This window comes from Chryseobacterium sp. IHB B 17019 (assembly GCF_001456155.1).
Lineage (GTDB): Bacteria > Bacteroidota > Bacteroidia > Flavobacteriales > Weeksellaceae > Chryseobacterium.
In genome coordinates this window covers 1,665,198-1,687,869 of record NZ_CP013293.1, presented here as the reverse complement: position 1 = coordinate 1,687,869, position 22,672 = coordinate 1,665,198, and the positions used below count along the sequence as shown (strand labels likewise).

The 22,672-nt window shown below is 34.5% G+C and carries 21 protein-coding genes; 15 read left to right on the top strand and 6 right to left on the bottom strand.

Annotated features, from left to right (window positions below; genetic code table 11):
- The first annotated feature begins 178 nt into the window (after positions 1-178).
- The 9 genes from ATE47_RS07755 to ATE47_RS07715 all read left to right on the top strand — a co-directional run bounded on the left by ATE47_RS07755 (position 179) and on the right by ATE47_RS07715 (position 7,642).
- Entirely contained in the window at positions 179-880 is a 702-nt protein-coding gene (locus tag ATE47_RS07755; RefSeq protein WP_062161426.1) for a head GIN domain-containing protein, read from the top strand.
- Positions 881-967: 87 nt separating this feature from the next.
- Positions 968-1,324 carry a four helix bundle protein gene (locus ATE47_RS07750; protein ID WP_062161425.1) on the top strand — a complete coding sequence of 119 codons (357 nt, stop codon included), beginning with the start codon at positions 968-970 and terminating at the stop codon, positions 1,322-1,324.
- A gap of 97 nt (positions 1,325-1,421) precedes the next feature.
- The gene (locus ATE47_RS07745; protein WP_062161424.1) at positions 1,422-3,137 is read left to right on the top strand and encodes a phospho-sugar mutase; all 1,716 of its coding nucleotides are present in this window, start codon (positions 1,422-1,424) and stop codon (positions 3,135-3,137) included.
- 31 nt (positions 3,138-3,168) lie between these two features.
- On the top strand, positions 3,169-3,531 hold the full coding sequence (locus ATE47_RS07740) for a four helix bundle protein (protein ID WP_062161423.1): 363 nt from the start codon (positions 3,169-3,171) through the stop codon (positions 3,529-3,531).
- Between the two features lie 45 nt (positions 3,532-3,576).
- A complete protein-coding gene (locus ATE47_RS07735) occupies positions 3,577-4,830 on the top strand; it encodes a pyridoxal phosphate-dependent aminotransferase (protein ID WP_062161422.1) in 1,254 nt (417 codons plus the stop codon).
- Positions 4,831-5,021: 191 nt separating this feature from the next.
- Complete coding sequence (locus ATE47_RS19225; protein WP_185097142.1) at positions 5,022-5,561, top strand: hypothetical protein; 540 nt, start codon at positions 5,022-5,024, stop codon at positions 5,559-5,561.
- 22 nt (positions 5,562-5,583) lie between these two features.
- A complete protein-coding gene (gene kdsB / locus ATE47_RS07725) occupies positions 5,584-6,306 on the top strand; it encodes a 3-deoxy-manno-octulosonate cytidylyltransferase (protein WP_062161420.1) in 723 nt (240 codons plus the stop codon).
- Between the two features lie 76 nt (positions 6,307-6,382).
- A complete protein-coding gene (locus tag ATE47_RS07720; protein WP_062161419.1) occupies positions 6,383-7,045 on the top strand; it encodes a hypothetical protein in 663 nt (220 codons plus the stop codon).
- An 18-nt stretch (positions 7,046-7,063) separates the two neighbouring features.
- On the top strand, positions 7,064-7,642 hold the full coding sequence (locus ATE47_RS07715; protein ID WP_062161418.1) for a glutathione peroxidase: 579 nt from the start codon (positions 7,064-7,066) through the stop codon (positions 7,640-7,642).
- Positions 7,643-7,748: 106 nt separating this feature from the next.
- Here ATE47_RS07715 and ATE47_RS07710 read toward each other — a convergent pair whose 3' ends face one another.
- Complete coding sequence (locus ATE47_RS07710) at positions 7,749-8,405, bottom strand: NAD(P)H-binding protein (protein ID WP_062161417.1); 657 nt, start codon at positions 8,403-8,405, stop codon at positions 7,749-7,751.
- 101 nt (positions 8,406-8,506) lie between these two features.
- On the opposite strand from ATE47_RS07710, the gene ATE47_RS07705 reads away from it, so the two are divergent.
- Positions 8,507-8,857, top strand: coding sequence for an MmcQ/YjbR family DNA-binding protein (locus ATE47_RS07705; RefSeq protein ID WP_062161416.1), 351 nt, complete (start codon positions 8,507-8,509; stop codon positions 8,855-8,857).
- 72 nt (positions 8,858-8,929) lie between these two features.
- Entirely contained in the window at positions 8,930-9,412 is a 483-nt protein-coding gene (locus ATE47_RS07700) for a hypothetical protein (RefSeq protein WP_062161415.1), read from the top strand.
- Positions 9,413-9,455: 43 nt separating this feature from the next.
- Here ATE47_RS07700 and ATE47_RS07695 read toward each other — a convergent pair whose 3' ends face one another.
- On the bottom strand, positions 9,456-10,376 hold the full coding sequence (locus ATE47_RS07695; protein WP_062161414.1) for a bifunctional riboflavin kinase/FAD synthetase: 921 nt from the start codon (positions 10,374-10,376) through the stop codon (positions 9,456-9,458).
- Positions 10,377-10,581: 205 nt separating this feature from the next.
- Here ATE47_RS07695 and atpD point away from each other — a divergent pair, with 205 nt between their 5' ends.
- From atpD to ATE47_RS07680, 3 genes are all read left to right on the top strand, one after another.
- Positions 10,582-12,090: a F0F1 ATP synthase subunit beta gene (gene atpD / locus ATE47_RS07690; RefSeq protein ID WP_062161413.1), complete on the top strand. Its 1,509-nt coding sequence runs from the start codon at positions 10,582-10,584 to the stop codon at positions 12,088-12,090.
- 89 nt (positions 12,091-12,179) lie between these two features.
- On the top strand, positions 12,180-12,461 hold the full coding sequence (locus tag ATE47_RS07685) for a FoF1 ATP synthase subunit delta/epsilon (protein WP_062161412.1): 282 nt from the start codon (positions 12,180-12,182) through the stop codon (positions 12,459-12,461).
- Between the two features lie 79 nt (positions 12,462-12,540).
- Positions 12,541-13,362 (top strand): hypothetical protein, encoded by an 822-nt coding sequence (locus tag ATE47_RS07680; RefSeq protein ID WP_062161411.1) that lies wholly within the window; start codon positions 12,541-12,543, stop codon positions 13,360-13,362.
- An 18-nt stretch (positions 13,363-13,380) separates the two neighbouring features.
- Here ATE47_RS07680 and ATE47_RS07675 read toward each other — a convergent pair whose 3' ends face one another.
- The 4 genes from ATE47_RS07675 to ATE47_RS07660 form a co-directional block, all read right to left on the bottom strand.
- Positions 13,381-15,573 carry a B12-binding domain-containing radical SAM protein gene (locus tag ATE47_RS07675; protein ID WP_062161410.1) on the bottom strand — a complete coding sequence of 731 codons (2,193 nt, stop codon included), beginning with the start codon at positions 15,571-15,573 and terminating at the stop codon, positions 13,381-13,383.
- A gap of 40 nt (positions 15,574-15,613) precedes the next feature.
- Positions 15,614-16,492, bottom strand: a complete 879-nt coding sequence (locus tag ATE47_RS07670) for a DMT family transporter (protein WP_062161409.1) — start codon at positions 16,490-16,492, stop codon at positions 15,614-15,616.
- A gap of 62 nt (positions 16,493-16,554) precedes the next feature.
- On the bottom strand, positions 16,555-17,817 hold the full coding sequence (locus ATE47_RS07665) for an aminotransferase class I/II-fold pyridoxal phosphate-dependent enzyme (protein WP_062161408.1): 1,263 nt from the start codon (positions 17,815-17,817) through the stop codon (positions 16,555-16,557).
- Positions 17,818-17,890: 73 nt separating this feature from the next.
- Entirely contained in the window at positions 17,891-18,928 is a 1,038-nt protein-coding gene (locus tag ATE47_RS07660) for a PLP-dependent cysteine synthase family protein (protein WP_062161407.1), read from the bottom strand.
- A gap of 220 nt (positions 18,929-19,148) precedes the next feature.
- On the opposite strand from ATE47_RS07660, the gene ATE47_RS07655 reads away from it, so the two are divergent.
- A complete protein-coding gene (locus tag ATE47_RS07655; protein WP_062161406.1) occupies positions 19,149-22,634 on the top strand; it encodes a glycosyltransferase family 117 protein in 3,486 nt (1,161 codons plus the stop codon).
- Positions 22,635-22,672: the final 38 nt, after the last annotated feature.

Here is a 22,672-nt window from a genome sequence, read left to right as displayed (position 1 = left end):
GAATCAATCTGGCCTGTAAAAGTAATATTATTTCTTCCCGGCAATTACTTATTGGAATGCTTTTAAAAATTCATACTCAAAACCAGGTTATTCTGGAGGGTATTAATTCTTTATGTTTTAATGGGAATAGAAAGTCTTATTATCATTGCGGTTTTATTTAAAAATATTTTAAGTTAAAATGAAAAATATATTATATACATTCATGCTGCTGGCAATTGTTTCCTGCGGAAAAGTTTCTCCAAAGGGAAATATCGAAAGGAAAGATGTGGAAGTTCCGGAATTTGTAAATCTTGATCTGGAAGGGAAGTTCCGGGTATTTTACGCAAGAGGGACCAAAAACTTTGTTGAAATAGAAACCTACCCGAATATCGCTGATAATCTGGATGTTGATGTAGATGATAAAACACTTTCCATCAAAGAAAAACGGGGGACAAAAGGTGTTGATTTCTACAATGTTACTGTTTATTCAAAGTATAATCTCGAAAAAATATCTATTTCCGACTCTGTGGAAATGAATATTTCGAGTGAAATTAAGACCGATAATTTTAGGCTTAATTTAAAAAATAACGCTACTTTTATGGGTTCAGTAAACACAAGAAGAGCGGAAATTGAAATGGCGAACAGAAGCAGGGCAAATTTTCTGGGACTGACAAAAGATGCAGTGATAAAGATCTCTGATACAGCAAGTTTGATCGCTCCATATTGGAAAATCGAAAACCTGAATATCGATTCTAAGAATGGAAATTATGCAGAAGTTAATGTAAAAGATTCATTGAAAGGTCATATTCAGAATACGGCGAAATTTATTTATTATAATGATCCAATTCGCGCTTTTAAAATTGATAAAACGACACAAGTGCAGAATAAAAAATTGGATTAAAGGCTGGAAGAGGGAAGCTGGAGGATGGAAGTTGGAGGATGGAAGAAGTATACAACACAAATTAAATGATGGAAAAAATATTAATTGATGAGTTTCAAATTTGAAAAGTTGATTATTTGGCAGAAATCTATGGATTTTGGTGAGATTATTTTTAAATTATCTAGGAATTTTCCAAAAGATGAAGCATTTAATTTAACTTCACAAATTAGAAGAGCTTCTGATTCTATTGCACTTAATATTTCTGAAGGAAGTATTTTACAGTCAAAATTAGAATTTAAAAAATTTTTAGGATATTCAATTCGTTCTTTGGCTGAAGTTGTAACCTGTCTATATAAAGCAAAAAACAGGCAATATATTTCAGAAGAAGATTTTAATAAAATGTATACTGAAAGTTATAGTCTTATGAATCAAACTATAGCATTCAGAAATCAAATAAAAGAATGATAAGCAGGAAGCCAGGAGCTTGAAGCTGGAAAAACTTCCAACTTCCATCTCCCAACTTCCGATCTAAATATAAAATTACAAAATAGGAAATACAAATATGACAACATTAGAAAAAGCAAAACTTTGGTTGCATGAATCATTTGATCAGGAAACGAGAGATGCTGTTCAACTTTTAATTGACGGCAATTCGCCCGATTTGGAAGACTCTTTTTACAGAGAATTGGAGTTTGGAACAGGAGGGATGAGAGGAATTATGGGTGTTGGAACCAATCGTTTAAATAAGTACACGTTAGGTCAAGCTACACAGGGACTTGCGAATTATATGTTAAGTCAATTTCCAGGTGAGGAAATTAAAGTAGCGATTGCTTATGATGTAAGACATAACTCAAAAGAATTCGGGAAATTAGTGGCGGATGTTTTGACGGCAAACGGAATTAAAGTATTGCTTTTCAAAGACCACAGGCCGACTCCGGAATTATCTTTCACGGTTCGCGATAAAAAATGTAACGGAGGAATTGTGTTGACAGCTTCTCACAATCCACCGGAATACAACGGCTATAAAGTATATTGGAACGACGGGGCGCAAATCGTTCCGCCACATGATGAAGCAATTATCAATGAAGTATATTCTGTGAAATTTAACGAAATTAAATTCAACGGAAATGATGATCTAATCGAATGGATCGGAGAGGAGCAGGATGATGTATATATTGATGCCTGCATCGAAAACTCTACGTATCAGAACGTTGGAAAAGAAAATTTAAATATTGTCTTCACATCGATTCACGGGACGACTTATACAACGGTTCCTAAGGCTTTAGAAAAAGCAGGTTTTAAAAAGATCGATCTGGTAAAAGAACAGATGATTCCGAGTGGAAATTTCACGACGGTAGAATCTCCGAACCCGGAAGAGCCTGCAGCGCTGGAAATGGCAATGGACTTGGCAAAAATTACCAATGCAGACATCGTTATCGGAACAGATCCGGACGGCGACAGATTGGGTATTGCAGTAAGAAATCTTGACGGAGAAATTCAGTTATTGAATGGAAATCAGACCAATACAATCCTGACCTATTATATTTTGAACGAATGGAGAAAGCAGGAGAGAATTACCGGAAAAGAATTTATTGGTTCCACGATTGTAACTTCTGATATTTTCTTTGATATTGCTCAGAAATTTGGTGTTCAGTGCAAGGCCGGGCTTACAGGATTTAAATGGATCGGAAAAATGATTCGTGAAGCTGAAGGAAAAGAAAAATTCATTTGCGGTGGCGAAGAAAGTTTCGGATTTATGACCGGAGATTTTGTTCGAGACAAAGATTCTTGCGGAAGTATTGTCCTTGCCTGTGAAATCGCAGCTTGGTGCAAAGCCAACGGGAGAACGATGTACCAATATCTGATCGAAATTTACCAGGAAACAGGAATGTATTATGAAGGTTTGGTAAATCTTGTAAGAAAAGGGAAAGACGGCGCAGAGGAAATCGAAAATATGATGAAAAATTTCCGCGAAAACCCTCCAAAACAGTTGGCAGGTTCTCCGGTTGAAGAAGTGAAGGATTTCAAAGAGCAGACGAATTTCATTGTTTCAAAAGGCGAGAGAAAAGTAATGAACGACATTCCAAAGTCTAATGTTTTGATTTATTACACCCAGGACGGCACAAAAGTTTGCGTAAGACCCTCAGGTACAGAACCAAAAATAAAATTTTATATCTCAGTAAAAGACTCTATTACTTCCGAAGCAGATTTCAGGGATAAATTAAAATCTCTGGAAGCAAAAATTGAAGAAGTAAGAAAAGACTTACAATTAAATTAGACAATGAGTTATAAGTTTTGAGTTATGAATTATGAGTGATAGCATTATTGGTAAGAAGAGTTTTGAGTTTGCAATACAAATTGTCAATTTTTACAAAAAATTCAGTTCAGAAAAGAAGGAATTTATTCTCTCCAAACAAATTTTGCGATCAGGAACTTCTGTTGGAGCCAATGTTCGGGAGGCTTTAAATGCTCAAAGCAGAATGGATTTTATACATAAATTATCAATTTCACAAAAAGAATGTGATGAAACAATTTATTGGCTTGAATTATTATTTGCAACAGATTATATTTCAAGAGATGAATTTGAAAGTTTAAAAAACCCGGCTGCAGAAATATTAAAAATGATAAGAAGTATAATTATAACGACAAAGAGTAAAACTCATAACTCATAATTAATAACTTATAACAATAATAAGATAACAAAAAATAAAAATAAAGTGAAAGTTTCAAAATTAGCGGCGAACCTGATTGGTTCTGAAATTGTAAAAATTGGTAACGAAGTAAATGATTTAAAGGCAAAAGGAGCGGAAATTGCTAACCTTACCATTGGTGATCTAAATTCTAATATTTATCCTATTCCTGCCAAGCTGAAGGAAGAAATTCAGAAAGCCTATCAGAACAATCTTACTAATTATCCGCCGGCAAACGGACTTTTATCTTTAAGAAAAGAAGTTTCCAGAGACTTAAAAACAAGATGGAACCTTGATTATTCACCCAATGATATTTTAATTACAGCGGGTTCAAGACCTTTGATTTATGCTGTTTATAAAACAATTGTTGATGAAGGTGATAAAGTTGTGTACCCGACACCATCGTGGAATAATAACCACTACGCTTACCTTACTTCAGCAGAAGCGGTAGAAGTGAAAACGACACCTGAAAATAATTTTCTGCCAACTGCTGATGATTTAAGACCACACTTGGGCGGAGCAGTTTTACTGGCTCTTTGTTCACCACTAAACCCGACTGGAACGATGTTCACAAGAGAACAACTTTCAGAAATCTGTGAATTGGTGCTAGAAGAAAATAAAAAAAGAGGTGAAGATGAAAAGCCGCTATACCTGATGTATGACCAGATTTATTCTAACCTTACTTTCGCGGCAGAACACGTTGATCCCGTTTCTCTTTTCCCGGAAATGAGAGAATATACAATTTATATTGACGGTATCTCAAAATGCCTTGCTGCAACGGGAGTTCGTGTAGGTTGGGGATTCGGGCCGGCTCACATTTTGGATAAAATGAAAGCGCTTTTAACGCACGTTGGAGCCTGGGCTCCAAAACCTGAACAGGAAGCCACAGCAAAATTCTTTGAAAATCATGAAGATGTAAATATTTTTGTTGAAGATTTTAAAGCAAAACTGGAAGAATCATTAAAAGTTCTTCACAGTGGAATTCAGGATTTAAAAGCAAAAGGATTAGCAGTAGACAGCATTAAACCGATGGGGGCGCTTTATCTTACCATCAAATTAGATTATATCGGAAAAACAAAGCCAGACGGTTCTGTGATTGGAAATTCTTCTGATTTGGTATTCTACTTAATCAGTGAGGCCGGAGTTGCTTTGGTGCCATTCTCCGCATTCGGGGAAGAGAAATCTGAGCCTTGGTTCAGAGCTTCTGTAGGTGGTTTAGCTACTGAAGAAATTTCAGCAATGATGCCGAAATTAGAGAATGCTTTAAACAAATTAAAATAATTTAAAATAGAGATGCTTCGATGGGCTCAGCATGACAATCCTAAATACAATTACTTATTTCACAGTATATTTTTAGCGAGGTCATGCTGAGCGAGGTCGAAGCATCTTTTATTACTCATAATTAAGAATTATATAAAGTGAAACTTTTCAAAAAGTCCTTTCTTGAAACCAAATTATTGTGTTTTTCTACTTTGGGAATTATTGTTTTGGTTATTGTAAGTGTTTGGATTTCAGGAGAAAATTCTCACAGGTCTTTATTTCAGAATTCTATTCTATCGACTTCAATTTTAGCCATTTCCTTTTTTCTGTTTATCAGTTTAGGTTTATATTTTGGTTTGAAATTAAAAGATAATGTTGGACCTATTTTAACAAAAGAAAGAGTTAAAAAATTGTCAGATAAAACTCCTGAAATTGGTAGTTTGGACTTGGATATTCCGGCTGTTGGTGACAGCATTGGTGGTATTATAATTTCCATTATTTTGTGGATATTATTTACTATTGTTCTTGTTTTTCTTTTATATTTTTTAGGAGTCTTCTTTTGGGCAACAATTTTATTTTTTGGAGCCATGTTATATTGGATTTTTTTCCGAGCTTTACGTCTGGTATTTAAAAATTCAAAGCATTGTAAAGGAGATTTATTAAAAAGTTTTGGTTTCGGATTTTTTTACTCATTGTTGTATATTTCCTGGATTTACGGAATTATTTTGTTGGGTAATTATTTAAACTCATAATTAATAACTTATACTATATCACATGAAAATCATCGCAGTCATTCCCGCACGTTACGAAGCCAGTCGTTTTCCTGCTAAATTAATGCAGATGTTGGGAGAAAAAACGGTTATTACAACAACCTATCAGAATGTTGTGGAAACAGGGTTGTTTGACGAAGTTTTTGTAGCGACGGATTCGGAAATTATTTTTGATGAAATTGTAAAAAATGGTGGAAAAGCTGTCATGACCGGACAACACGAAACGGGCAGCGACCGTATCGCAGAAGCTGTGCAAAATATTGATTGTGATATTGTTATCAATGTTCAGGGGGATGAGCCTTTCCTTAAATTAGAGCCTTTAAAGCAATTAATTGAAGTTTTTTACAACGATGAAAATCAGGAAATTTCTTTAGCTTCATTAAAAATAAAACTGACCGAAAAAGAAGAAATTGAAAACCCGAATAACGTAAAAGTTATTACAGACAACAATGGTTTTGCCTTATATTTCAGCCGTTCCGTGATTCCTTTTCATCGGGAGATTTCTTATGATATTAATTATTTTAAGCATATTGGTGTTTACGCTTTCAGAAAACATGCTTTACTTCAATTTTCAAAACTGGAAATGAAGCCTCTGGAAATTTCAGAAAAAATTGAATGTATCCGTTATCTGGAATATGGTATGAAAATCAAGATGATAGAAACAAATTTTGTAGGAGTGGGAATTGATACGCCGGAAGATCTGGAAAAAGCGAGGAAGCTTATTTAGGTTAATCTACAAATTAGCTTATTTGCCTTTTGATGTTGTATTAAAAGCCTTATATTTGAATTTATAAAAAGAATTAATGAAGAAATTATTGTTAGTATTCGTCCTGATATTTTCGCAATTATTTTTTGCCCAAACTGCGAAGGAAATTATAGATAAGAATATCGAAATGTCCGGAGGATTAACGAATTGGAAGCTGTTAAATTCAGTATTACTTCAAGGAAAAGTAATTTTGGGGGTGAAGGATGAATATCCCATTAAAATCTACCAACAACGCCCGAATCTTACAAAAACAATCATTACAATCAGTGGGAAAGATACAGCAATTGAAGGATATGACGGGGCGAAAGGCTATGCAATGAATTATGCAACCAACAAACTTCAGGTATACGCAGAATATGTTCCCGAAAGTTTCGATAATGACTTTATAGACTGGGAAAGTAAAGGTTTTGAGGCCAAATATTTAGGAAAAGAAAAAATTGGTAATATTTACTGTCATAAAGTTGAATTAACGAAAAATGTTAATAAAAACATCTACTATTTCGATACAAAAACATACATGCTTTTGAGGGAAATTAAAAAAGATGAAACGTTAGATTATTCAGATTACAAAAAAGTAGGAAATTTATCAATGCCATTCAGGATAGAATCTTCCAGTACAAAGAAGGACGGAGATTTTGTGATGTTGATGAACAGGATTGATATTAATAAGGTATTTCCTTCTAATACTTTTAAGTTTTAATTAAAAATAAATTTTAATATGAAAAAATTCTTTTTAGTGCTGCTTTCTTTTGTGGCGTTTTTCAATAGCTGCGCTCAGAAAAAAAGTGAAGCATCTAAAGCTAAAACCAAAGAACTTATGGGAAAATCAATATACGATTTCAAAGTAGATGCCTTGGAAGAAGGTAAGCAAATCAATTTTGCAGATTTTAAAGGAAAGAAAATCCTTGTTGTAAACACGGCTTCAGAATGCGGATTTACACCGCAATATGCTGATCTTGAGAAAGTTTCAGAAGAGTATAAAGATAAATTGGTAGTTATAGGTTTTCCGGCGAATAATTTTGGAGGGCAGGAACCAGGAACCAACAAAGAAATCGGTGCTTTTTGCCAAAAGAATTATGGGGTAACTTTCCCAATGGCTGCTAAAGTTTCTGTAAAAGGTGATGACACCGCTCCAATCTTTAAATATTTAACTGAAAAAGATTTAAATGGAGTAAAAAACACCAAAATCCTTTGGAATTTCACAAAATTTTTAATTGATGAAAACGGAAAGCTGATCGATTCTTTTGTAAGTACTACAAAGCCTACGGACGAAGCGATTACAAAGTATTTGAAATAAAAATTATAATAAATAGAAACGCTTCATGAACATTCATTCGTAAACTCTTACAAAGAATTGTTCATGAAGCGTTAATAACTTCTAACTCATAATTGGAAACTCATAACTAATCGCTCCTTTTCTCCGCAAAACAAAAAATATTTCCCAGCTTAATACTTGAGTAGCCATTACTTTTAATTTTTGAAGAATTAATCATCGCTTTAGCTAAAACATCGGTAGGTAAAGGTTTTTGACTTTCCAAAAGGCCCAGTTTATTAGCAAATTTTATAATCCGGCTTCCCAAAACTTCTCCTGTTCGTTCAGAATTTTTCCTTTCGAGCATTCCGGGTTTGAAAATCGTGATTTTGTTGAAATGTAGCTGTTTTACAGCCTCTTCCAATTCACCTTTCATTTTAGAATAAAATATTTTTGAACTCGGGTTGGCTCCGTAAGCGGAAACCAAAACGTAATCTTCCACCTCATTTTCTTTGGCAGCTTTCGCAAATTGATACTGATAATCAAAATCTACTTTTTTTTGAGCTTCTTTACTTCCTGCATCCTTTAAAGTCGTTCCCAGGCATGAAAAAGCCACATCGCCCTTCACCAGATCTTTCCATTCATCAGGTTTTTCAAAGTCTACAATATGAGTTTTTAGTTTTTCATTTTGAATATCAACAGGTTTCCTTACAAAAATATCAATTTCCTCAAAATCCTTATCGTTAAGAAGTTGGTGAACTAAATCCTTTCCTGTAGCGCCTGTAGCACCGATTACTAGAGCTTTCATAATATATCGTTTGTGGTGATGATGTTTGTTTCTTAAATTTACTAAATTTGAATTAAAGTAAAAAATATTACTCATTACTAATTACCAATTACTCATAAAATATGGATGCCAACGAAATTTTAGATTATTGTCTCGCCAAAAAAGGAGTTGCAGAGACCTTTCCATTTGATAATGAGACACTTGTCATGAAAGTAGGAACAAAAATGTTTTTATTAATAAGTCTTGAAAAACAACCATTGTCAATTAGTGTAAAAACAGATCCGGAATGGAGTGCAGAGCTTCGTGAGCAGCATCCACAGATCACAGGCGCTTATCACATGAATAAAACCCATTGGAATTCCGTGTTGCTGGATGGTTTAAAAAAAGATTTGATTTTAAAGCTGATTGATCAGTCGTATGAATTGGTTTTTAAGTCTTTAACAAAAAAGGAGCAAAATGATATAAATTCATAAGTAATTTTAAGGCATAGAATTTGCCGGTTTGTAGTCAAATTTTAATTAAAAGCTAACAATAAAAAGATACAAATGAGAAAACATCTTTCATTATTTATAATAGCAGGAGTTTTATCAGTAACAGTAATAAGCTGTATGGTAAACGAAAAAAAGAGGAATTCCGAAAATAAAATAGCAGCTTCCGGGCAGGATCATTTAACATTGGAATTCACGGGAACAGAAAGTTTCAACATAAAAAATCCTAAATTCAAAGTGAGTTTATATGGATCTGATCCGAATTTAATGGATGTTAAAGCCACATTGATTACTGAAAAGGAATTTGAACAAAAATCAGTACCTTTTACTATTGATTTACCAATTCCAAAAAATCCGGAGAGTCTTATCAATCCTAAACCCGTTAATGGAGTAAAATATTATGTAACAACGGAATGGGATTCTGACGGGAATGGAAAAACCCGTGAAAAAGGGGATATATTTATTGATTATGATAAGAAATTCCCTAACGTAGAATTAAATAATCAGACACAGAAAATCTATCTTAAGATTTTAAAATAAAATATTGATTAACTGTTTCATAGCCAATATGAAACAGTTTTTTTTAGAAATTAAATTCCTCAGTTAATCTTTTATCTTCGTCTAACCTTTCAATTAATTTTTCCAGCCCTTCGAATTTAATTTCATCATGAAGAAAATCCCTGAATTTTACGGTAATATTTTCGTCGTAAATATCTCCTTCAAAATCAAGAATATACACTTCAACGGTTAGTTTTTCTCCATTTACGGTCGGATTCGTTCCAACGCTCAACATCCCTTTATATTGTTCACCTTTTACATTAACTTCAACAATATAAGCTCCTTTTTTAGGCAAAAGTTTAATAGAATCCGTTTCGATATTGGCGGTAGGATAACCAATCGTCCTCCCGATTTTCTTCCCATGAGCCACTGTCCCTGAAACAGAGTAGGAGTAACCTAACATTTCATTGGCAGCCTTGATGTTTCCTGCTAAAAGGGCATTCCGGATTTTGGTTGAGCTGATATTATTTTCGTGAATATTAATGGCTTCCATTTGTTCAACCTCAAAATCAAGTTCTTTTGAAAGCTTTTGAAGCAATTCAAAGTTTCCGCTTTTATTTTTTCCGAATGAATGGTCGTAACCAATAATTAAATACTTTATATTCAATTTTTCAATTAAGATCTGGCGGACAAATTCTTCTCCCGTCAAATTTCGGAATTCGTCATCAAATTCTTTTAAAAATAAATTATTGATCCCATATTTTTCCATCAAGGATTTCTTTTCATCCAGAGTATTCAGGAGTTTTAAGTCTTCATTAGGATTAAAAACAAACCTCGGATGTGGCCAAAAAGTAAGTACTGCGGTCTCCAAATTGTTTTCAGAGCCTATCTTTATTAATTCATCAATAATACTTTTATGACCAAGATGCACTCCGTCAAACATACCTAAAGACAATGCTAAAGGCTTCTGAGAGGAATAATCTGTAAAATTCTTGAAAACTTTCAAAACGGAAAAAATTTGACTGCAAATATAGAGATAATGTACCAATGTATCAATATAACAGTATATCAATAATATCAATGATAAATATTGTTGGATTGGGAAATTGTTATATTACTAAATTAATACAAAAAGCATGATAAAAATCTTTTTTTTACCAATTGTAGGTTTATGAAGAATCATTATATTTGCACCAAGAAAAAATTTAGCAATGGCAAACCAAATTAAAGGTAAAATTTCTCAAATTATTGGTCCGGTAATCGACGTTGTCTTTACTGATGTGGAAGCAGTTCCAAGCATTTATGACGCGTTAGAAATTACAAAAGATAACGGTGAAAAAGTAGTTTTAGAGGTAGAACAGCATATTGGAGAAGATACAGTAAGATGTATCGCAATGGACGCTACTGACGGTCTTAAAAGAGGGCAGGAAGTAATTGGATACGGAAATCCTATTACAATGCCAATCGGTGAGGCTGTGAACGGAAGACTATTCAACGTTGTTGGTGATGCTATCGACGGGCTTCAAAATATTTCTAAGGAAGGAGGTCTTCCTATCCACAGAGAAGCTCCAAAATTTGATCAACTTTCAACTTCTGCAGAAGTTTTATTTACAGGTATCAAAGTAATCGACCTTATCGAGCCTTACGCAAAAGGAGGTAAAATTGGTTTGTTCGGTGGTGCAGGTGTAGGTAAAACGGTATTGATCCAGGAGTTGATTAATAATATTGCAAAAGGACACGGAGGTCTTTCGGTTTTCGCCGGAGTAGGTGAAAGAACGAGAGAAGGAAATGACCTTTTGAGAGAGATGTTGGAATCAGGAATTATCAAGTATGGTGATGATTTCATGCACTCTATGGAAAACGGAGGTTGGGATCTTTCTAAAGTAGATTTAGAAGTTATGAAAGATTCTAAAGCGGCATTCGTTTTCGGACAGATGAATGAGCCACCTGGTGCAAGAGCGAGAGTAGCACTTTCTGGTCTTACATTAGCTGAGTACTACAGAGACGGTGGAGAAAGCGGACAAGGTAGAGACGTACTTTTCTTCGTAGATAACATCTTCCGTTTTACACAGGCTGGTTCTGAGGTATCTGCACTTCTTGGTCGTATGCCTTCTGCGGTAGGTTACCAACCGACACTTGCTTCTGAAATGGGTGCGATGCAGGAAAGAATTACTTCAACTAAAAATGGTTCAATTACTTCAGTACAAGCGGTTTATGTACCTGCGGATGACTTAACTGACCCTGCTCCTGCAACAACGTTTGCCCACTTGGATGCAACAACAGTATTAGATAGAAAAATTGCTTCATTAGGTATTTATCCAGCGGTAGATCCATTGGCTTCTACGTCAAGAATCTTGGCTCCGGAAATTATCGGTGAAGAACATTATAACTGTGCTCAGAGAGTGAAAGAAATTCTTCAGAGATACAAAGCTCTTCAGGATATCATCGCGATCTTAGGTATGGAAGAACTTTCTGAAGAAGATAAGCTTGTAGTTTACAGAGCTAGAAAAGTTCAGAGATTCTTATCTCAGCCTTTCCACGTAGCTGAACAGTTTACAGGTATTCCGGGATCATTGGTAGATATCAAAGATACGATCAAAGGATTCAACATGATTATCGATGGTGAATTGGATCACTTACCGGAAGCTGCTTTCAACTTGAAAGGAACTATCGAAGAAGCTATCGCAGCTGGACAAAAAATGTTGGCTGATAACGCTTAATAAATTAATTAGACACAAGATGTCAGATTCTAGACATGAGACTTTTATGTCTGAAATCTGAATTCTGAAATCTTTAAATCTAAATTAAAATGAATATAAAAATTTTAACACCAGAATACGTAGTTTTTGAAGGAGAAGTAGACTCAGTATTGCTGCCTGGAAAAAATGGTGAATTCCACATCATGCAAAATCACGCAGGAATCGTTTCTTCTTTGAGTGGTGGTAAGGTAAAATTATATGCAAAGTCTGTTGGCGAAGCGTATGCAAAATACTTTACTAAGGAAAATGAGAAAGATTCAGTTTTTTCTTATCCTATCAAAAGCGGTGTTGTAGAATTTAATCATAATAAAGGAATTATCCTTTGTGAATAATTAAATGAAAAGCTAAATATATTTTCAAGAAAGTGTAACTTTGGTTACACTTTTTTTATTTATGTAAGAATCTGATTTTATGAAGAGAGGTTTAATCATTTTATTTACAGTTTTGGGAATCCTGGTTAATGCTCAGATCATTAAAACCAAAAGAGGAATTGTAACTCTTGACGGAACCCATGTTGCAAAAATTTCTAATAAATCAAATGTTTATACTTTCATGGATTTGAAAGAAACACCGATTTACACCATAGAATTTGTTGATAAAAGCATAGTTGATTCTGTACGAGATAGTTATATCAAATTAAAAAGAATTTACAATCAGGAAAAAGTACTGGAATTGGATTATATTTCCCCGTCAGCATTTTCGGGCGAAGAAAAATCTGCCGTATATACTTCTGTAAAAGGATTAAAAATTATTGATAACAGAGGAATTAACATCAAAAATTTGGATGATCTTTTTTCTAAACCTCCCAAAAGAAATTTAGATGCAAAAACTAAAGAAGCATATTCTATCAGAAGTAAAATTGATAAGCTGAATATTACGGTTAATAATGTGGGTGAAATTCTAAGCAACGGAAGACCAGTAGGTTACTTTACAAATCTACCGATAAGCTTTGGTTCTGAAGATACGATCATGGATAAAACTTTTGTGGATATTGAAATCTACGATGCCAAAAGTAAATATATCGGAAGGTATATTACGACAACAAAACAATTGAAATCTGCCGGCGGAAAAACGTTTACGATTTACAGGGAAATATCGGGTAGGGCTTCCATTTTAAAGTTTCCAACTTATAAAGCTATCGCAGAAAGAATGGCTATTATGGATCCGAACTTTATTAAAATTCAGGGAAAGGTAGAAGCTGGTCTCGTTTTGAAGGATGGCATTGAAAAATAAGATTAAAAATTAAAAATTTTACAAACTCAAAATCACACCATTTTCTTTCAATTGCTGGACAGGTTTTGAAAACCAAAATAATTCAAAATCTTCAAAATTCTCTTCAAATTTTTCCTTAAGTTGTTGAAGTGTAATCTTTTTTGATTGATCTGTAGAATTTTCTTCAAACATTTTTATCAGCCATTCCGCCTTTTCCGGTTCCAAATCTATACTGATAATATTAGTTTTTAAATGGATTGTAATTTTTGTATACGGGTAAACATATTTCTTTTTTGTTTTTACGCGATTCTCAGCGATTACATTTTTTGTTAAAAATATGACTTTTGAATTTCCCTTAAATTTAAAATCATCTTCTTCCAGTAAACAATCATGAATGTAATCCGGATGAATTGTCGTTCCCGGAATTTTAAAATCAAACCACTCCTGAAGCGGAAGTTCAAAATTAACTCCGTGCATATAATTGAACAAAGATTTTTTTAAACCAAAACTAAATTTTCCATGATCGATTCCGGTTTTGTCTGTAAAATCAATATCATTGTTAGCGAATAAAATTTCTTGCTTGATCGGAGTTACTCCAAATTCTTCGGGACTTAAACCAACCGGCGAATGAGCAGTCATGGCAAACTGATGCCAAAACCCACTTTGCAGAATTCCCATCTCAAACATTTGCCGAACCATTTCCAAAGAATCAATTGTTTCCTGAACAGTCTGGGTCGGGTATCCATACATCAGATAGGCATGAATCATGATTCCGGCTTCCGTAAAATTTCTTGTCACCTGTGCAACCTGTTCTACCGAAATTCCTTTGTCTATTAATTTTAATAATCGGTCACTTGCTACTTCAAGCCCTCCAGAAACGGCAACGCAACCGGAAAGTTTTAACAGAAAACACAAATCTTTAGTAAAACTTTTTTCGAAACGAATATTCGTCCACCAGGTTACAACTAGATTTCTTCGTAAAATTTCCAGGGCAACTTCTCTCATCAAAGCGGGTGGAGCAGCTTCATCAACAAAATGGAATCCGGTTTCACCCGTTGTTGCAATGAGCTCTTCCATTCTGTCAACCAAAATTTTGGCAGAAATTGGCTCATAAATTTTTATGTAATCTAAAGAAATATCGCAAAAAGTACATTTTCCCCAATAGCAACCATGCGCCATTGTGAGTTTATTCCATCTTCCGTCGCTCCACAAACTGTGCATCGGATTAGCAATCTCAATGACGGAAATATATTTATCTAATTGTAAATCAGTGTAATCTGGAGTTCCTATATCGGCTTGTCTGTAATCGTGCTTTGTGGAATTATTTTTATAAATAACTTCTCCATTCTCAATTAAAAAAGTTCTTTTAGCTTCGACAGGCTCAGTCACCTTACCTGTAATATTTTGATAAAGCAGTTCAATCGGAAGTTCGCCATCATCCAAAGTGATAAAATCAAAAAACTCAAAAACTCTTTTGTCTTTAATTTCTCTCAATTCAGTATTTGGAAAACCGCCACCCATTGCAGTTTTTATGTGAGGGTAATTTTCTTTAATAAACTTTGCGCATCTAAAACCTGCATATAAATTTCCGGGGAATGGAACAGAAAAACAAACCAGTTTTGGCTGAATTAATTCTAATTTTTCCTGGAGAATTTTTAAAGTAAAATCATCAATAAAAGTTTGATTTTCACAAATTTTTAAATATAATTCATCAAAAGAGTTGGCACTTTTTCCGAGTCGTTCGGCGTATCTGCTGAAACCAAAATCTACATCGATACATTCAACTATATAATCAGATAAATCTTCTAAATATAAAGTAGCCAGATGTTTAGCCTTATCTTGCAATCCCATGTTCCCGAAAGCAAATTCCATATCATCCAGTTGATTGAATCGGGAAGCCTCCGGTAAAAAATTCATTGAACAGATTTGTCTTGCAAGGGTTGGAGTTTTACCTTGTAGAAAAGAAATAACCTGATCGATGGTCTTTATATATTCATTTCTTAAAGCAAAGATCCGTTGAGAGTTTTCAGAAACGCTCTGAATATCAATCTCTTTACTGAAAATTTTCTGAATTCCGTTTTTTGAGAACAACTCCAAAATCACTTCAATTCCCAAATCCAGCTGATAGCTTGAAATATCTTTTGTATTCAAAAAACCTTTGATATAAGCTGTTGCGGGATAAGGAGTATTTAGTTGGGTAAAAGGCGGAGTGATAAGAAGCAGATCTTTCAACAGTAAAATTTTTGCAAAGTTATTTTAAATATTTTAAATTTTAAGAATGAACAATTTTTTTACTTCCCGCAAGAACGTTTAAAATTACTCCAAAAAGTATTAAGATAATTCCTATTAATAAATTGAAAGTAAATTTTTCATGGAAAATCAAAACACTTACCATTACTGCAACTACCGGTTCCAGGGCTCCTAGAATTGCTGCAGAAGTTGAACCAATACTTTTGATCGCAAAAACCAAACACAATGTGGAAATTACCGTAGTTAAAAAAGCAAAAATAATGAAATTAAAAAAAATACTTGTTGAAGGAATTTCAAAGGATTCTTTTCCTATTAAAGCTTTAATCATAAAAAAAATGGAAGTAAAAACCATGGAATAAAAGGAAAGTTTAAAACCCGAAACTTTTATATTTGATTTATTTACAATAATCATATAAAGTGCGTAAGATAGCGAACTTAACATTACAATTCCCAAACCGGCATAGTTGATTTCCAATCCTTTGCCTTTTAAACATAAAACAATTACACCCGCAAATGCAAGAAATAATGAGATAATGGAAAGTTTATTTAATCTCTCTTTATAAAAGAAAAACATGATCAATGCTACCATAACCGGATAAATAAAAAGCACAGTCGAGGCGATTCCAGGAGTGAGATAGTCGTATCCTAAAAATAAAAATTCTGAAGAAAGGGCATAACATATCCCGAGTATAACTAAAATTAATCCTTCTTTCTTATTGATAGAAAAATTTTCTTTGGAATAGAGTAGATATCCACCAATCATTAAGGCAGAAAATAAGAATCTATAAAATAAAGTAATGTCTAAAGAAAAGTGTGCTTGCTTCACAGGCAGGATAAAAATCGGAATCAATCCGTATGAAACTGCTGAAATAATTCCTAAAGCGTAACCCTTTAATTTCATTATTGTATTTTATAAAAAACCACTGATAATTTCAGTGGTTTTTAGTTTATGATAATATCGAATTACATTTGTTTGTATTCGATGTTCATTTGCTTTTCCATTTCTGCGTATGTGCCCGACTCTAATTTTTCTTTGATGCCTTCGAAAGCAGCTAATGTTTCGTTAATTTCCGAATCAGTATGAGAGGCTGTCGGGATTAATCTCAACAAAATCATTCCTTTTGGAATCACCGGATATACAACAACTGATGTGAAAACGCCATAGTTTTCTCTTAAATCTTTTGCCAAAAGAGTAGCTTCAATTGTAGTTCCCTGGATAAAAACAGGTGTTACACAAGTGTTTGTGTTTCCAAGGTTGAAACCTCTTTCTTTCAGTCCGTTTTGAAGTTTATTTACGTTTTCCCACAATTTCTCTTTAATTTCCGGACGTGTTCTCAATAGCTCCAATCTTTTTAAACCTCCAATTACCATTGGCATTGTTAAAGACTTAGCAAAAATCTGGGAACGCAGATTGTATTTTAAGTATCTGATAATCGTTTCATCTCCCGAAAGAAATGCTCCGAAACCTGCCATAGATTTAGCAAAAGTTGAGAAGTAAACATCAATTTGGTCCTGACAGCCCTGCTCTTCACCAGCTCCGGCTCCGGTTTTACCTAAAGTTCCGAAACCATGTGCATCGTCCACTAATAGCCTGAAATTGAATTTTGATTTCAATTCACAGATTTCCTTCAGTTTTCCCTGCATTCCTCTCATTCCGAAAACTCCTTCAGTAATCACCAAAATTCCGCCTCCGTTTTCTTCTGCTACTTTAGTTGCTCGGGCTAAGTTTTTCTCTAAACTATCAATGTCATTATGTTTGAACGTAAAACTTTTACCCATATGAAGACGAACTCCGTCTACGATACAAGCGTGAGAATCAGCATCATATACAATCACATCATGTCTTGTAACCAATGCATCGATAGCTGAAACCATCCCCTGGTAACCGAAATTTAAAAGGTAAGCAGCTTCTTTTTGGGTGAATTCTGCCAATTCTTTTTCCAACTGCTGATGTTGTTGTGTTTCACCTGACATTGCTCTTGCGCCCATCGGATAAAACATTCCATATTCTGCAGCGGCTTTAGCATCAGCTTCCAACACTTCCGGGTGGTTGCAAAGACCTAAATAATCATTTGCACTCCAGAAGATTACATCTTTACCCTGAAATTTCATTCTTGGACCAATAGGACCTTCCAGTTTTGGGAAAACAAAATATCCTTCAGCATAATCAGCAAATTGTCCTAATGGACCGGGATTTTGTTTAATACGATCAAAAATATCTAACATTTTATTAATATTTAAGTAAAAAAGCCTTTTGTGATCTACAAAAAAGGCTTGATTTGTATAGATTTATTTATTTTTATTTAATGAATTCTGTTTTGAAAACTTCATCGTAGTTATGTACACAATTGTTAATGAAACCCTGCTCAGCCATCCATTGATCACTGTAAACTTTTGTGATATATCTTGATCCGTGGTCAGGATAAATAAGGACAATTACATCGCTTTCTGAAAACTGATGAGATTGTGCGTATTGCAATAACGCCTGGGTAACAGCTCCTGTTGTATAACCGCCCATGATAGCTTCTTTAAGAGCTACTTCACGGGTTCTGTAGGCTGACATTTCATCATTTACCCTTACAAATTCGTCTACTTTATCGAAAAGAAGAGCAGAAGGGATCAAATTTTTTCCCATTCCTTCGATCTGATAAGGATGAACATCTTCTTTGTGAATTTCTCCTGTTTCGTGATAACTTTTCAGGATAGATCCGTCAGCATCCACACCAATGATTTTTATAGCTGGATTTTTTTCTTTTAAGAATTTTGCAGAACCGGACAACGTTCCTCCCGTTCCTGTACATGCAAAAAGGTGAGTTATTTTACCTTGAGTCTGTTCCCAAATCTCTGGCCCTGTTGTCTGATAATGCGCATCAATATTCAGTTCATTGAAATATTGATTGATATACACCGAATTCGGCGTTTCTAAAGCGATTCTTTTGGCAACTTCATAATATGATCTGGGATCATCCGCAGGTACATTTGCAGGGCAGACATACACGATAGCACCCAGAGCTTTCAAATACGCGATTTTCTCGGGCTTCGTCTTGTCGCTTACAGCAAGAATACATTTGTACCCTTTGATAATGCACACCATTGCAAGAGAAAAACCGGTATTTCCGGAAGTAGTTTCTACAACTACGGAATTTTCATTTAATAAACCTTTTTTCTCAGCATTTTCTATAATATGAAGTGCAATTCTATCTTTTGTGGAATGTCCAGGATTATATGATTCTAACTTGGCATAAACGGTTGCAGGAATTTCTTTCGTCACAGTATTAAGCTTCACCATAGGAGTATTTCCTATCAGGCCAAGTATATTATCGTAAACATTACTCATTATTTGTTATTTTTCAATAAAAATCTGACGGCAAAAATACAAAAAAATAAATTATTTCTAAACTTTTGTTTGATTTCTCACCTCTAAAATAGCTAAAATTTATTTTTCTATCGCCATCTAAGACCAAAGTTTTCAAAAAGTGAGCCAAATTTTTTAAATTTTGTTAAAAACCATCTTAAATCATATAAAAGCGTTATTTTCGCGTAATTGATTTAATACTATGAAAAATTGGACTTTTAAGCAATGGAATACCGTCCTTGGATGGGTGATTTTTGTCATTGCATTTTTTACGTACTTGTCCACCATAGAACCCAATTTCAGTTTTTGGGATTGTGGCGAGTATATTTCCTCTGCTGTGAAATTAGAAGTGACGCACGCTCCGGGAGCTGCATTGTTCCAAATTGTGGGTGCTGTAGCAGCCATTTTTGCTTTAGGAAAAGGTGAGAATTATTCTATCGTTATCAATGCGATGTCTGCATTGTTCAGCGCATTAACGATTTTATTCCTTTTCTGGACGATCACTCATTTTGTAAGACGGTTGTTGAATAAGGATTTTGAGGAAGTAACAAAGCATGAGGAAATTTCTATCCTTTTTGCGGGTGCTGTAGGAGCTTTATGTTTCACCTTTTCGGATACGTTCTGGTTTTCAGCGGTTGAAGGTGAAGTTTATTCAATGGCATCAATGTTCATCGCTCTTTTAGTCTGGTTGATCACAAAATGGGAAAATGAGTATCTGGCGCCGGACAGCGACAGATGGATTATTCTTATTTTCTTTATTTTAGGACTTTCTGTTGGGGTTCACATGATGTGTATGTTGGCTATTCCTGCAGTTTGTCTGGTATATTATGCAAGAAATTACAAATTTACCTGGAAGAATTTTCTTTGGGCAAATGCCATTACTTTATTAATATTAGCTATTGTATTTAAAGGAATTTTCCCTTTTATCATGACGATGTTCGGGAAGCTGGAGATTTTCTTTGTTAATGGTTTAGGTTTACCTTTCCATTCGGGAACAATTGCAGCATTTATTTTAATGGTTGGAATCTGTTATTTCCTGATTACTTATGCAAGAAAACTGAAGAGAAAAGTATATCAGATTACTGCATTGTCGGTTGTTTTCATGATGATCGGTTTTTCATGCTGGATGGTAATTCCTATCAGGGCTAATGCCAATCCACCAATGAACCTTAATGATCCGGATAACGCAATCGGGATGCTGGATTATTATAACAGGGAACAATATGGTGACTGGCCGACAGCTTATGGCCAGAACTATACTTATAAGCTTGATGCTCATGGAATTGAGAAGAATGAAGACGGAAGCTTTAAGACTACAAAAACAGGCGAAATTTATGAAAAAGATGAAAAAACCGGAACCTACAGAAAAACAGGAGACCGATTCAATTATGTTTTCAATAAAGCTCATGTAGGATTCATGCCAAGAATGTTTAGTGACGATGATGATGTAATCGCCAACTACATTTCAATGTACGGAGCACCGGATTTTTCATTTAATTATGAAAATGACCAAGTTGCTGATAATCCTCAGGCTAAGCAGATATTTGATGAATTAAGACAAAAATATGAAGACGGGACTATTACGGCTTCTGATTATATGAAGGTAAGAGATTATGATTTAATCAAAGTTCAAAAGCCTTCTCTGGCTCAGAATATGGATTATTTTATCACTTTTCAGAACGGGTATTACTTCGTAAGATATTTAATGTGGAACTTTGTAGGACGCCAGAATGACCTTGAGGGAAACATGGAAAGCACAAGAGGAAACTGGATTTCCGGAATTCCTTTCATCGATAATACTTTGGTAGGAAACCAGGATAAAATGCCTGCAAAATTTAAAAATGAAAGTACGGTAAAATTCTTCTTTTTACCTTTAATTTTAGGGTTAATAGGATTCTTTTTTCAATTAAACAGAGACTTCGGAAGATTTTATGCTTTATTGTCTTTATTTGTTTTAACAAGTGTTGGAATTGTTTTCTACACGGGTGTAAAACCTTTCGAGCCGAGAGAAAGAGATTACGCAATGGTAGGCTCATTCTACGCATTTGCCATATGGATCGGAATGGGAGCCGGAGCAATTCTTTGGTTCTTACAGTCTAAAGTAAAGTCAAATGTAGCCAATATTGTAGCCGGAGTTGTTTTATTGGGAGTTCCTTTTATGATGGGCTTCCAGAATTATAATGTCCACAACAGAAACAACAGATATACTTCTTACGATTATGGTTATTCCGTATTAAAATCATTACCGAAAAACGATATTTTGTTTGTTTATGGTGATAATGACACGTATCCGGTTTGGGCAATTCAGGAAACTGAAAGATTCCGTGATGATGTGAAAGTAGTGAATTTTACATTAGCTTCAACTCCTTGGAATATCGACCAGATTAAGAGAAGAACGTACAATGCAGCACCGGTTCCGGGCGTATTGACTCATGATGATTACAGAGACGGCTCGAATGACCAGATCTATATGATGAGAAAAGAAAATTGGGAAGAAATTTTCTCAATGCTTAAAGATCAGGGGGCCCCGGAGACCGAATTTGCAGAATTCAGAAAATACCTGACACAGGATTCTATGACAATGAAGGAAGCTATTAATTTCCTTAAACATAAATCTCCAGCAAAAGATGAGCTTCTTAAAATGTATTTTGGGGAAGAAAAATATGAGAAGTACAATATCTTACCTGTAAACAAATTTATTTTACCTGTAAATAAAGCCAACGCATTACAGGCAGGAATTATCAATCAGGCAGACCTTCCGAACACGGTAAACCAGATTATGATCAATTATAAAGGAAATACATTGTATAAAAATAATCTGATTATGCTTGATATTCTGGCCAATTTCGACTGGAAAAGGCCGATAAATTTCTCTTCAGGAGGAATCTATGACAGCGAAAACGTTTTCTATCTTGATGAATATCTTCAGTTCGATGGATTCAGCTACAGGTTGATCCCGATCCATACGCCCCAGACTCCGGATGGAGAGATGGGTAGAGTAGATGCCAATTCTTTATATAATGTGGTGAAAAACTTCAGATGGGGGAATTTCAAAGACCTTAATACTCATTTTGACGAAACAGCCACTTCAAACATTATAAGCTATAGAAGTTCAGCGAGTAGAGCCGCCGCGGCATTAGCAACAATGGGCCAAAAAGGAAAAGCTGTTGAATTATTAGACCTGGCTTCCAAAGAAATTCCTGCTGAAAAATACAACGATCCACGTTCATTAAGCTCAATGGTTTACGGATACATCGTTTCAGGACAAGAACAAAAAGGATTAAAACTGGCAGAAGTCCTTAAAAAAGGAATTTTTGAAGAATACGATTATTATATGAGCCTTAGCAAAGCAGATCAAAGCTATCTGAGAAAACAAATCAGAACAAAACCGATGGAATATTCTCTGGTAATCTCTGCTGTTACGGACGCTTATACAAGAATCGGGAAGAAAGATAAGGCGTATGATTACCTTGTGAAATCCATAGAGCCGATTGATAAGAAATTCAACACATTTGTAGAAAATCTTAAAGAAATGGGCAAGGAAAAAGCAATGAGTGAATCTGAACAAGTTCAAAAGATTACACCATTCTACCAATATTTATTTGATATAATGGAGCCTTTTGATTCTACCTATTCGAAGGAAAAGGAAAATCAGATTACCAACGCGATTATAAAGGCAACGCAATAAAAACAAAATTTAAAACGGAACTTCGGTTCCGTTTTTTT

Coding starts and splice junctions, on each gene's coding strand:
- ATE47_RS07755 (WP_062161426.1), top strand. CDS start 179: ATGAAAAATATATTATATACATTCATGCTGCTGGCAATTGTTTCCTGC.
- ATE47_RS07710 (WP_062161417.1), bottom strand. CDS start 8,405: ATGAAAGCTCTAGTAATCGGTGCTACAGGCGCTACAGGAAAGGATTTA.
- ATE47_RS07680 (WP_062161411.1), top strand. CDS start 12,541: ATGAAGAGAGGTTTAATCATTTTATTTACAGTTTTGGGAATCCTGGTT.
- ATE47_RS07740 (WP_062161423.1), top strand. CDS start 3,169: ATGAGTGATAGCATTATTGGTAAGAAGAGTTTTGAGTTTGCAATACAA.
- ATE47_RS07665 (WP_062161408.1), bottom strand. CDS start 17,817: ATGTTAGATATTTTTGATCGTATTAAACAAAATCCCGGTCCATTAGGA.
- ATE47_RS07705 (WP_062161416.1), top strand. CDS start 8,507: ATGGATGCCAACGAAATTTTAGATTATTGTCTCGCCAAAAAAGGAGTT.
- ATE47_RS07655 (WP_062161406.1), top strand. CDS start 19,149: ATGAAAAATTGGACTTTTAAGCAATGGAATACCGTCCTTGGATGGGTG.
- ATE47_RS07745 (WP_062161424.1), top strand. CDS start 1,422: ATGACAACATTAGAAAAAGCAAAACTTTGGTTGCATGAATCATTTGAT.
- ATE47_RS07685 (WP_062161412.1), top strand. CDS start 12,180: ATGAATATAAAAATTTTAACACCAGAATACGTAGTTTTTGAAGGAGAA.
- ATE47_RS07700 (WP_062161415.1), top strand. CDS start 8,930: ATGAGAAAACATCTTTCATTATTTATAATAGCAGGAGTTTTATCAGTA.
- ATE47_RS07750 (WP_062161425.1), top strand. CDS start 968: ATGAGTTTCAAATTTGAAAAGTTGATTATTTGGCAGAAATCTATGGAT.
- atpD (WP_062161413.1), top strand. CDS start 10,582: ATGGCAAACCAAATTAAAGGTAAAATTTCTCAAATTATTGGTCCGGTA.
- ATE47_RS07715 (WP_062161418.1), top strand. CDS start 7,064: ATGAAAAAATTCTTTTTAGTGCTGCTTTCTTTTGTGGCGTTTTTCAAT.
- ATE47_RS07660 (WP_062161407.1), bottom strand. CDS start 18,928: ATGAGTAATGTTTACGATAATATACTTGGCCTGATAGGAAATACTCCT.
- ATE47_RS07720 (WP_062161419.1), top strand. CDS start 6,383: ATGAAGAAATTATTGTTAGTATTCGTCCTGATATTTTCGCAATTATTT.
- kdsB (WP_062161420.1), top strand. CDS start 5,584: ATGAAAATCATCGCAGTCATTCCCGCACGTTACGAAGCCAGTCGTTTT.
- ATE47_RS07670 (WP_062161409.1), bottom strand. CDS start 16,492: ATGAAATTAAAGGGTTACGCTTTAGGAATTATTTCAGCAGTTTCATAC.